Genomic DNA, 10,603 nt, shown 5'->3' with positions numbered 1-10,603 from the left:
GGCCGCTGGCGGCGGGCGGCGGGCGGCGGGCGGCCAGCCACTGCCGACCGGCCACTGGCCGCTGGCCGTGGCTGGCCGCTGGCCGGGAGGCGACTTCTTCCCCTGCTGAGGGGATGCCGTTCCTGGGGCGGCAGCCCCTTCTGAGCGCCGAGTCCGGTCGCCGCGCACCTCGGCCGTCACCGCACCGGGCGATGGCCGCGGCGGCACCGTGCCGGGCGGATCAGGCGTCGCCGCGTTCCAGGAACGCCCTTCCCCGCGGCGAGAGGCGGTACCCCACCTCCAGGCTTTCCGTCAGGCCGAGCTCCTTCAGCCGCCGCACGCGGCGTTTGAACACGTCGCGCGCCAGGCCGACCCGCTCGGCCAGCTCCACGGCCCGCACGGCCTCGTTGTCCGCGATCAGCCTCAGGAACGCGCCGGTCCACGGGACCTCCGCCACCCGGTCCATCCGCCACAACGCGGCGCCGATCGCGGCGCGGTCGTCGTCCGTCAGGTCGGCGGTTTCGCGCAGTGCGATCCGCGGGTCCGGGCCCGCCACGCGCAGTCCGATCCGGTACAGCCGCCCCGAGCCGCGGTCGGGCATCTGCGCTGCCGACTCGTAGCCCGCCGCCCTGGCGTCCTCGTCGGTCACCGTCGCGACCTCCGCCACCGAGGTCACCTCGACCACCCCGGCCGCGGTGCGCATCCGCGAACCGGGGCGCACGCGGGGCGCGTCCCACCTGCGGAAGGCCACCGTGACGCGACCCGCCGCCAGTCCCTCGATCGCCGCGCGGTCGAAGAGCATGCCCCAGTCTCGCACGCAAAACCGCTTGCGCCCGTGCCCGAAGATCACCCACATGAGCAACGAGATCCGCGCCCGGTACGACGACGACACGATCGTCGTGTACCAGGCCTACTCCCCCGAGATCGCCGAGCCCGCCCTGCGCGCCGGCACGTTCGTGGCGCCGTTCAAGCGCGGCCGCATGACCTGGATCAAACCGTCCTTCCTCTGGATGGCCTACCGCAGCGGCTGGGCCCGCAAGCCCGGACAGGAACGGGTCCTCGCGGTGACCATCACCCGCGCCGGCTTCGAATGGGCGCTGGTGCACTCGTGCCTGTCGGCGTTCGACCCGAGCCACCACGCCGGCGACGAAGCCTGGCGACGGCAACTCGCCACCAGCCCGGTGCGCATCCAGTGGGACCCGGACAAGAACCTGCACCTGCGGCCGCTCCCGCGGCGCGCCATCCAGATCGGCCTGGCGGGCGAGGCGTCCGACCGCTACGTCGGCGAGTGGATCACCGGCCTGACCGACGAGACGGAACGCGCCCACGAGATCGAAGCACTGGTGCGCGACCGCCGCCTCGACGAGGCCCGCGCGCTCCTCCCGGCCGAGCGCCCCTACCCGGTCAGCGCGGAACTCGCCGCCCGCATCGGCGCTGGCTGACGGTCCGGCACCCGCACCACCACCACACCCGCGCTCCTCCCGACCGAGCAGCCCCACCCGGTCGGCACGGAACTCGCCGCCCGCATCGGCGCTGGCTGACGGTCCGGCACCCGCACCACCACACCCACGCTCCTCCCGACCGAGCAGCCCCACCCGGTCGGCGAAACCCGCCGCCCCCACGGCACCGGCTAACGGTCCAGCGCCCGCGCCACCACGACATCCCCGCTCGTCAGGGCAACCAGCGATCGCCAGGCGACGAAACCGGCACCGGCTAGCGGTCCAGCACCCGCGACATCACCGACTCCAGCACCGCGTCCGCGCCCGCCACGGCGACCGGCGATCGCCAGGCGACGAAGCCGTCCGGGCGCACCAGCAGGGCACCGCCGTTCTCGATGCCGGTCGCCGACAACCAGTCCGCGTCCGGCACCACCGCCGCACCCATCGGGACGTCCAGCCGGGCGGCGGCCTTCTCCGCCGCCTCGCGCCAGGACGGATCACCCGCGAACACCGTGAACCTGGACCGCACCAGGTCCAGAGTGGACACACCGGGCGAAACCCACCGGTGCGGCAACCGCGATCCCGGGGCCCCATCCAGCGCCACCACCAGATCCTCTGTGGACGGTGGCTGCACGACCGCGCCGATCACCGCCGCCGAGTCGTACCGGTAGCCCATCGTCACCAGCGGCGCGTTCCACGCCCCGACGGCCGCCCGCTCGGCCACCGCGGCCGGGTCCCAGTGCAGCCGCGGGTTCTCCCAGCGCAGCACCGCCTGCCGCGTCACGAGCTCGGCCACCGCGTGCCGCTCGTCGTGGTAGGTGTCCAGCAGGCCCTCGCCGGCCTGGCCGGCCAGCACCAGCGCCAGCTTCCACGCCAGGTTGTGCGCATCCGCCAGCCCCGTGTTGAGCCCGAACGCCCCGAGCGGCGAGACCGACCGCGCGGCATCACCGGCCAGGAACGCCCGCCCGGCCCGGAACTCCTCGGCCATCCGCAGCGTCGCGCGCCACCACTTCGCGGCGATGACCCCCACCGGCACCTCCGCGCCGAGCGCCGTCCGGATGAGTTCCTCCGGGGTCCCCGGCGCGCCGGTGTGCAGGACCCACCGCCGTTCGCCGACGCTGAGCAACATGCCCCGCACGTCCGGGTGGCCGATCTCCACCATCGTCGGCAGCGCACCGAAGACCCCGGTCAGATCCGCCTCGAACAGGATGTTCAGCACCGGCTCCCCCACCTCGCCCGGCCCGGTCGTGCCGATCCCGAGCGCCGGCCGCACGGCGGTCTTCACCCCGTCCGCGCCGATGAGGTACCGCGTCCGCAGGACCCGCCCGTCGGACAGCTCGACCGACACCCCGTCCGCGTCCTGCGAAACCCCGGCGACGGCCACGCCGAACTCCACCGTCGCACCCCGCTCGCGCGCGGCGGGCAGCAGCGCGGCGTCCAGCCGGTCCTGCGGGTAGTGTCCGGCGGGCTTCTCCGGGGAAATCTCCGGTTGCGTGAACGGCGTCCGGCGCGGCGCGTTCGCCCGGTCGATCTCGGCGACCGTGCGCGCGTCCGCCTTCCACATCTCGGTCGACCGCACGGCGACGGCGTCGAGTTCCGCCCCCAGCCCCGCCTCGCGGAAGAACTCCAGCGTGCGCGGGCTGAGGCCGAGCGCCCGCGGGTGCTCCGACAGACCCGCGCGGCGCTCCACCACGTGCGCGTGCACGCCGTGGTGCGCCAGGAACACCGCGGCGGCCAGGCCGACCGACCCACCACCGGCGATCACCACATCCGACATGAGCTTCCTCCTCCCAGTGGGAACACTGTTCCCGTTCTTGGGAACACTGTACCCGAGAAGTACGCTGTGCCCATGCCGCCCGCGAAGAACCCGCCGACGATGGTCTGGATGCGCGACCGGACCACGAAGACGCGGCCGGTCGTCACCGAGGAGAAGATCGTCCGGACGGCCATCGCGATCGCCGACGCCGAGGGACTGGACGCGCTGTCCATGCGCCGCCTGGCGGCGGAAATGGGCACCGGCACCACGTCCCTCTACCGGCATGTGGCCAGCAAGGACGAGCTGTTCGAGCTGATGGTCGACACGATCATCGGCGAGGAGCCGCTGCCCGAGCCCGGCGACGACTGGCGCGCGGAGCTGGCCCAGCTGGCCCGCCGCCAGCGCGCCGTCATGCTGCTGCACCCCTGGCTCGCCCAGCAGGCGGCCCGCCACCCCACGCTCGGCCCCAACGTGATCGCGCGCGCCGACCACCACCTCGGCATCGTCTCCAGGATGACCAGCGACCCGACGCTCGCGACGATGGTCGTGGACACGATCAACACGCACGTGCTGGGAGCGGTGTCCGCCGAGCTGGCCGAGCTGGAGGTGCAGCGCCGCACGGGTATGACCGAGGACGAGTGGCGGAACTGGGTGGGTGCCTACGTCCGCCAGGTCGTCGAGTCCGGCCGGTACCCGCATTTCAACCGGCGGGTGCTGGAGGCCGACGACGTCGATCCCGCGACCCGCTTCGAGTTCGGCCTGGAATGCCTGCTCACCGGGATCGAAGCGGCCCTGCGTGCGTGAACTCCCGGACGGTCAGCCCGCGGCCAGCGCCTCGTCGACGGTTCCGTAGAGGTCGAGCACCTTGTCCAGCGCGGTGAGCGCGAAGATCCGGGCCAGCGAGCCCGGCGCGACGATCCGCAGCACGACACCCGACGTGAGCGCGGCGGTGATCGCGGCCAGCCCGGACGAGCCGAGGAACGCGACCCCGCTCAGGTCGACCACGACCACGCGCGGCCGTCGCGCCACCAGCCGCCGGAACGCGGCCTCCAGCCTGCCCGCGGTGGCCAGGTCGAGTTCGCCGCCGACCGCGAGCACGGCGACGTCGCGGCCCGGCCAGCGGACCGAGACGTGCAGCGGTGTGGATGTGGTGAGTCCGGCGGATTCCTCCGGAACACGCGGAGCCCGTGACATGACGCGCTCGCCTACCCTTCGGCGACAGCATTCTGCGGCTGTGCTCTGAACCGCGTCCAACCCAGCGTAGTCGACGCGCCTCCGTCCGCACCACCGACGGGCGCCACGGACACTGTCCGGCCGGCCCCGGAGCGGTACGCTCGATGCGATGAGACGGTCCGGAATCCTGGTGGACGCCCGCGGCCTCGGCTGCCACGACCACCTGTGCTGGGGCTACGACGACCCGGCCGAGTTCCGGTCCCGGGTTCGGGAGTTCCTGGCCGAGGGTCTGGCCCTGGGCCACCGGGTCTGCTACGCCGGGACCGGCCCGGTTCCGCGCCTGATGGCGGTTCTGGACGGCATCGTGGACGGCGACGAGGCCCGCCGCCGCGGCGATCTGCGGGTGCTCTCGCTCGACGACCTCGGCGCGCTCGGCGATCCGCACGTGCGCTTGCGGCTCTACGCGAAGGCCACCGAGTCGGCACTGGCCGACGGCTACCGGGGCCTGCGGGTGGCGGCCGACGTCACCGGCCTTTTGCAGTCACCCACGCGGTTGAATTCGCTGGCGCGGTTCGAGCACCTCGCGGACGGTTACTCCGCGGTGCACCCGTTTTCCGCGCTGTGCGGCTACGACCGCCGGAAGCTGGACCGGCCCACCCTGGCGCTGCTGTCCGCGCTCCACCCGAGCGCCAACGAAAACGGCGCGGGTTTCCGGTTGCACGCCTCGGCCCGCGGCGGCTGCTGCGCGAGCCTCGGCGGCGAACTCGACCTCGCTTCGGCCGAGTTGTTCCCCCGCGCACTCGGTCACGTCGACCCCCGGCCCGTCGGCGGACGGCTCGTGCTCGACGTGACCACCCTGGACTTCATCGACCACCGCAACCTGCTGACCCTGGCCGAGCACGCCAGGCGGCACGCGGCCGAGGTGGTTCTGCGCGCTCCCCGCCCGGGGCCGGCGAGCGTCGTGGAGGTCCTGAAACTCGAGGACATCCGCGTGGAGGCGCCGCGATGAGCACCGGATTCGTGCACGAGGCCCTGTTCTACGGCTCACCGGCGGAGTACCTGGACGGGCTGGTGCCGTTCCTGGCCGAGGGCCTGGCGGCGGGCGACCCGGTGGCGGCCGCCGTGCCGGAGCCCAACCTGTCGCTGCTGCGCGAGGCGCTCGGCGACGACGCGAGCCGCGTGCACCTGCTGGACATGAGTGTGGCGGGCCGCAACCCGGGCCGGATCATCCCCCAGGTGCTGCGCGGCTTCGCCGACCGGCACCGCGACGCCGCGCGTGTGCGCATCATCGGCGAGCCCATCTGGGACGGGCGGTCCGCCGTCGAGTACCCGGCGTGCGCCCAGCACGAGGCCCTCATCAACCCGGCCTTCGCGGGCCGCGACGTGACGATCGTGTGCCCGTACGACACCAAGGCGCTCGACCCGGACGCGATCGCGGACGCGCACATGACGCATCCACTGGTCACCGAGCGTGGTGTGCGGCGCGGCAGCGACACCTACGCGTGGGACGACCTGGTCGCCCGGTACAACGACGAGCTGAAACCGGCCGCGGGTGCGGTGACCTTCCGCGTCCAGGTGCCGGATCACCTGTCCGTCGCGCGCCGGTCCGTCGCCGCGTACGCGCTGGAGTTCGGGCTGAGCGAGGCACGCACCGAGGACCTCAAGCTGATCGTCACCGAGCTGGCGACGAACAGCCTGCTGCACGCAGGCACCCCGTGCGAGCTGAGCCTGTGGCGCGAGGGCGCGGAACTGGTCTGCTCCGCCACCGACCGCGGGCGGCTGACCGACCCGCTCGCCGGACGCCGCCCACCCGCTCGCGGTCAGCTGTCCGGGCGCGGCCTGCTGCTCGTCAACGACCTGGCCGACCTGGTCCGCACCCACCGCGCGCCGCACGGCACGACGATCCAGGTGCGCATGCGGCTGGACGGAAAGCCCTTGTGACAGGACGGGCCGCGATGTCCACTTCGGAACCGATCCGGCCCCCACGACGATCACCCACCCGGTATGTTCGGCGGGTCATGACGAAACCCGACCAGCCGTTCCTCCTCGACACCCTGCGCGCCGAGATCCACGGCATCGGGGTCCTCGCCGCACCAGCCGATCCGGACCTCCCGGTGCCCGCGTGTCCGGGGTGGACGGCGGGCGCGCTGGTCCGCCACCTCGGCGGGGTCGCGCACCGCGTGACCGCCTGGGTGGACAGCCAGACCCTGCCGCTGGAGTGGGAACGGGAACCGCCCGCGGGGCAGGACGTGCTGGGCTGGTTCCGCGCCGCGTCCGACGGGCTGTTCCGCAGCCTCGCCAGCCGCCCGCCGAGTTTCCCCTGCCAGACCTGGTTCCCCGCCGACCGCACCTACGGGTTCTGGCGCCGCCGGATGGCCCACGAGTTCACCGTGCACCGGGTCGACCTGGAGCAGGCGCTCGGTCTGCCGCCGGTGGTCGATCCGGCGCTCGCCGCCGACGGGGTGGACGAGGTGCTGACGGTGTGGCTGGCGGAGGGCAACCGGCCTGCGCCCGAGGAGACGGTCTCGGTGGACGCCTCGGGCGAGGTGTTCGAGGTGCAGTGCGCCGGTCGCGTGTGGACGGTGCGGATGCCGTCGGGAACCGGAAATCCCGTGGTGCGACCGGAATCCGCGGACAGCGCCGACGGGCGGGTGTCCGGCGCGCCGGAGGACGTGTACCTGTGGCTGTGGGGGCGCGGGCCTGCCGACCCGCTGGCGGTGACCGGGGACGTCTCCGGACTGCGCGCGGCGCTGGCGGCCGTCACCCGCTACGCGGCGTGAGATTGGGCACGACGGCCGCGCGGCCGGGTCCCGAGGGCCCAGAATGGGTGGGTTGCGCACCAACCCAGGGAGGGCCGATGCAGGAGCCGTTGTTCGGCTCGGTCGACGAGGTCGTCGAGCGCCTGGCCGGCGCGGGCTACCTGGCGTCCACCGCCGTCGCCACCACCGTCTTCCTCGCCGACCGCCTCGGCAAGCCGCTGCTGGTCGAGGGCCCGGCCGGGGTGGGCAAGACCGAGCTGGCGCGGGCGCTGGCGCAGGCCACCGGCAGCGAGCTGGTGCGGTTGCAGTGCTACGAGGGCATCGACGAGGCCCGCGCGCTGTACGAGTGGAACCACGCCAAGCAGCTGCTGCGCATCACCGCCGGTCGCGACGAGGGCTGGGAGCAGGCGCGCGACGAGGTGTTCAGCGAGGAGTTCCTCCTCCCCCGCCCGCTGCTCAAGGCGATCCGCAACCCGGACCCCACGGTGCTGCTGATCGACGAGACCGACAAGGCCGACGTCGAGATGGAGGGCCTGCTGCTGGAGGTCCTCGGCGACTTCCAGGTGACCGTGCCCGAGCTGGGCACGATCACCGCGCAGCGCCGCCCGTTCGTGCTGCTCACCTCGAACGCGACGCGTGAGCTGTCGGAGGCGCTCAAGCGGCGCTGCCTGTTCCTGCACCTGGACTTCCCCACGCCGGAGCTGGAGCGCGACATCGTCACCCTCAAGGTGCCCGGGCTGGACGCGCGCCTGGCGGACTCGGTGGTGCGGGTGGTCGCCGCGCTGCGGACGATGGAACTGCGCAAGGCGCCCTCGATCGCCGAGACCGTCGACTGGGCGCGCACGCTGCTCGCGCTGGGCGCCGACACGCTCGACGAGCAGGTGGTCGAGACGAGCCTCGGCGTGATCCTGAAGTACCAGAGCGACCACCGGAAGGCCGCGGCCGAGCTGCGGCTCGACTCGCTGCTGTCATGACCTCCCCGGCGCTGGCGCAGCGGCTGGTCGAGTTCGTCGGCTCGCTGCGCGAGCACGGCATCCCGGTCGGCCCCGGCGAAACGGTGGACGCGGCCGCCGCGGTGGACGTGCTCGGGCTGGCCGACCGCGAGGCGCTGCGGGCCGCGCTGGCGGCGACCGTCCTGCGCCGCTCGGGACAGCGTGGCACCTTCGACGCGTTGTTCGACCTGTACTTCCCGGTCGCGGTCGGCGCGGCGGAGACGGCCGGGGAGGCGCCCGCGGACGCGGCGGAGCTGCGGGAGGCGCTGGTCGCCGCGCTCGCCGAGGGCGACGGGGAACGCCTGCGGGCGCTGGCTTCGGCTGCGGTCGACCAGTTCGGCCGGTACGGCTCGTTCGGCGACGGCGGGTCCGGCGGCGGCGGGGCGAACGGGATGCGCGGCTGGTCGGCCTACCAGGCGCTGGACCGGGTGCGGCCGGACGCGCTGCTGAACCGGGTGCTCGCCGCGATCCGCACGGACGACAGCGCGTTCGGCGACGCGGTCGCCCGCAGCGAGGCGCGCTCCCGGATCGGCGCTTACCGGGAGGCGGTGCAGGCCGAGGCCCGCCGTCGCACCGCCGAGCTGCGCGGGCGCGAGCGGATCGCGCAGTACGCGGTGCCGCCGCAGACCGACCTGGTCAGCTTCACCAACGCCACCCGCGCCCAGCTCGCCGAGCTGCGCCGCACCATCCAGCCGTTGTCGCGCAAGCTCGCCACCCGGCTGGCGACCCGGCGGCGCCGCGCCCGGCGCGGGCAGATCGACCTGCGCCGCACGCTGCGCCGGTCGCTGGCCACGGGCGGGGTGCCGATGCGGCCTGCGATGCGCGACCGCCGTCCCGGCCGCCCGGAACTGGTGCTGCTGTGCGACATGTCCGGGTCGGTGGCCGGGTTCGCGCAGTTCACGCTGCTGCTGGTGCAGGCGCTGTCGGACCAGTTCAGCAAGATCCGCACGTTCGCGTTCGTCGAGCTGACCGACGAGATCACCGGCCTGGTCACCGCGGGCGCGGCGGACCCGGAGGGGCTCGCGCGGCGCATCCTCACGCAGGCGAAGCTCACCCGCTGGGGCATGAGCAGCGACTACGGCGGTTCGCTGGCGAGCTTCGTGGACGGGTGGCCGGACGCGGTCGGGCCGCGCACGTCGGTGCTGATCCTCGGCGACGGCCGCACCAACGGCGGCGACCCGAACCTGGACGCGGTGCGCCGGATCGCGGAGCGGGCCAAGCACGTCCACTGGCTCAACCCGGAGGCGCGATCAGCTTGGGGCACGGGCGATTCCGCCGCGCTGCGGTACGCCCGCGTGGTGCCGATGCACGAGTGCCGCAACCTGCGTCAACTCACCCAGCTGGTGACCGAGCTGCTGCCCGGCTGACGGTAACGAAGCCGTCTCGCGGGGAGTGATTTTCCGGCTGCTGTGTGTAAGTGGTCGAGACCAGGGCATCCCGTGGTCATGGCGGGGAGCACGGTCGGCAGGCGGGCGTTCCTCACCGCGGCCCTGGCGGGCGCGGCGAGCGTCGCCTGCAGCAGCGGTGGTGAGGGTTTCTTTTCCAGGCAGGCGCTTTCCGGGCGGCCGACGCCGCTGGACGCGCCCGCGGCGGGGTTGCGCGGGTTCCCGGCGCAGGTCGCCGCGCACAGCGTGGTCGAGGACCACCTGCTGGTCGGCTACTGCGGCGCGCCGGGCAGCCCGGCGCTGGGGCGGATGACCGGTGATCTGCAGGAGGCCTCCGCGCAGCTGCGCGAGCTGATCGGCACCTATCCGCGGAACCGGCCGGTGATCCCGGTGGTCGAGCTGATCGCGACGACGGTGAACCCGACGCCGGGCCCGGACGGCATGTACCGCAGCCGGGCGAACGACAGCACCATCCAGCGCTACCTCGACGCCGCGCGGGCGCTCGACGGGCAGCTGCTGCTCAACATCCAGCCGGGGCGCGCGGACTTCCTGCCCGAGGTGAAGGCGTTCGAGCACTGGCTGACCGAGCCGGACGTCGGTGTCGCGCTGGACCCGGAGTGGGCGGTGGAACCGGGCGTCGTGCCGGGCGAGGAGTTCGGCGTGACGACCGGCGAGGAGCTCGACGGTGTGGCCGCTTACCTCGCTTCGCTGGTGGCGCGGCACCGGCTGCCGGCGAAGATCATGGTCTACCACCAGGTGGCGGTCACGGTCGTGCGGGACATCGCCGGGCTGAAGCGGCACAACGGGGTCGCGGTGATCAACGTGGTGGACGGCATCGGCAGCGCCGAGGCGAAGAAAGCCACCTGGGACCAGGTGATGAAGCGCAAGCCGCCGCACGTCAAGGCCGGGTTCAAGCTCTTCTACCAGGAGGACACCCGCGACGGGGAACCGCTGATGACGCCCGAGCAGGTGGTCGGGCTGCAGCCGCAACCGGTCTACGTGGTGTACGAATAGGGCCCCCGAGCGCGGGGCAGTTGGGAGTCCGCACTCGGGGGCCACTCGCCTGCCACAACGCTCCGAGGGGGAGTTCGAGCGCGGGCAAGACGGCGGTGCCGGAGGT

The 10,603-nt window shown here is 73.5% G+C and carries 11 protein-coding genes; 8 read left to right on the top strand and 3 right to left on the bottom strand.

Annotated features, from left to right (window positions below):
* Positions 1 to 220 precede the first annotated feature (220 nt).
* Positions 221 to 871, bottom strand: a complete 651-nt coding sequence (locus AMYTH_RS0143195; protein ID WP_410468331.1) for a winged helix-turn-helix transcriptional regulator — start codon at positions 869 to 871, stop codon at positions 221 to 223.
* Here AMYTH_RS0143195 and AMYTH_RS0143190 point away from each other — a divergent pair.
* Positions 834 to 1,421, top strand: coding sequence for a DUF4291 domain-containing protein (locus AMYTH_RS0143190; protein ID WP_037323134.1), 588 nt, complete (start codon positions 834 to 836; stop codon positions 1,419 to 1,421). The genes AMYTH_RS0143195 and AMYTH_RS0143190 overlap by 38 nt on opposite strands.
* 271 nt (positions 1,422 to 1,692) lie before the next feature.
* On the opposite strand, the gene AMYTH_RS0143185 is transcribed toward AMYTH_RS0143190, so the two are convergent.
* The gene (locus AMYTH_RS0143185; protein WP_027935469.1) at positions 1,693 to 3,195 is read right to left on the bottom strand and encodes an FAD-dependent monooxygenase; all 1,503 of its coding nucleotides are present in this window, start codon (positions 3,193 to 3,195) and stop codon (positions 1,693 to 1,695) included.
* 72 nt (positions 3,196 to 3,267) lie between these two features.
* Here AMYTH_RS0143185 and AMYTH_RS0143180 point away from each other — a divergent pair, with 72 nt between their 5' ends.
* A complete protein-coding gene (locus AMYTH_RS0143180; RefSeq protein ID WP_027935468.1) occupies positions 3,268 to 3,978 on the top strand; it encodes a TetR/AcrR family transcriptional regulator in 711 nt (236 codons plus the stop codon).
* A 12-nt stretch (positions 3,979 to 3,990) separates the two neighbouring features.
* Here AMYTH_RS0143180 and AMYTH_RS46805 read toward each other — a convergent pair whose 3' ends face one another.
* Positions 3,991 to 4,368 (bottom strand): STAS domain-containing protein, encoded by a 378-nt coding sequence (locus tag AMYTH_RS46805; protein ID WP_027935467.1) that lies wholly within the window; start codon positions 4,366 to 4,368, stop codon positions 3,991 to 3,993.
* A gap of 148 nt (positions 4,369 to 4,516) precedes the next feature.
* On the opposite strand from AMYTH_RS46805, the gene AMYTH_RS0143170 reads away from it, so the two are divergent.
* The 6 genes from AMYTH_RS0143170 to AMYTH_RS0143145 all read left to right on the top strand — a co-directional run bounded on the left by AMYTH_RS0143170 (position 4,517) and on the right by AMYTH_RS0143145 (position 10,497).
* Positions 4,517 to 5,356: an MEDS domain-containing protein gene (locus AMYTH_RS0143170; RefSeq protein WP_228685232.1), complete on the top strand. Its 840-nt coding sequence runs from the start codon at positions 4,517 to 4,519 to the stop codon at positions 5,354 to 5,356.
* The gene (locus AMYTH_RS0143165) at positions 5,353 to 6,288 is read left to right on the top strand and encodes a sensor histidine kinase (protein WP_027935465.1); all 936 of its coding nucleotides are present in this window, start codon (positions 5,353 to 5,355) and stop codon (positions 6,286 to 6,288) included. Before AMYTH_RS0143170 ends, AMYTH_RS0143165 begins: the two co-directional genes overlap by 4 nt.
* A 77-nt stretch (positions 6,289 to 6,365) precedes the next feature.
* The gene (locus AMYTH_RS0143160; protein ID WP_027935464.1) at positions 6,366 to 7,127 is read left to right on the top strand and encodes a maleylpyruvate isomerase family mycothiol-dependent enzyme; all 762 of its coding nucleotides are present in this window, start codon (positions 6,366 to 6,368) and stop codon (positions 7,125 to 7,127) included.
* Between the two features lie 77 nt (positions 7,128 to 7,204).
* The gene (locus AMYTH_RS0143155; protein ID WP_020422687.1) at positions 7,205 to 8,080 is read left to right on the top strand and encodes an AAA family ATPase; all 876 of its coding nucleotides are present in this window, start codon (positions 7,205 to 7,207) and stop codon (positions 8,078 to 8,080) included.
* Complete coding sequence (locus tag AMYTH_RS0143150; protein ID WP_027935463.1) at positions 8,077 to 9,465, top strand: vWA domain-containing protein; 1,389 nt, start codon at positions 8,077 to 8,079, stop codon at positions 9,463 to 9,465. The genes AMYTH_RS0143155 and AMYTH_RS0143150 overlap by 4 nt, the downstream gene beginning before the upstream one ends.
* Positions 9,466 to 9,543: 78 nt before the next feature.
* Entirely contained in the window at positions 9,544 to 10,497 is a 954-nt protein-coding gene (locus tag AMYTH_RS0143145; RefSeq protein ID WP_228685230.1) for a hypothetical protein, read from the top strand.
* Positions 10,498 to 10,603: the final 106 nt, after the last annotated feature.

Source organism: Amycolatopsis thermoflava N1165, assembly GCF_000473265.1.
GTDB lineage: Bacteria > Actinomycetota > Actinomycetes > Mycobacteriales > Pseudonocardiaceae > Amycolatopsis_E > Amycolatopsis_E thermoflava.
Note: the sequence above shows the minus strand (reverse complement) of the source record. Positions and strands in the feature narration are given on the sequence as shown.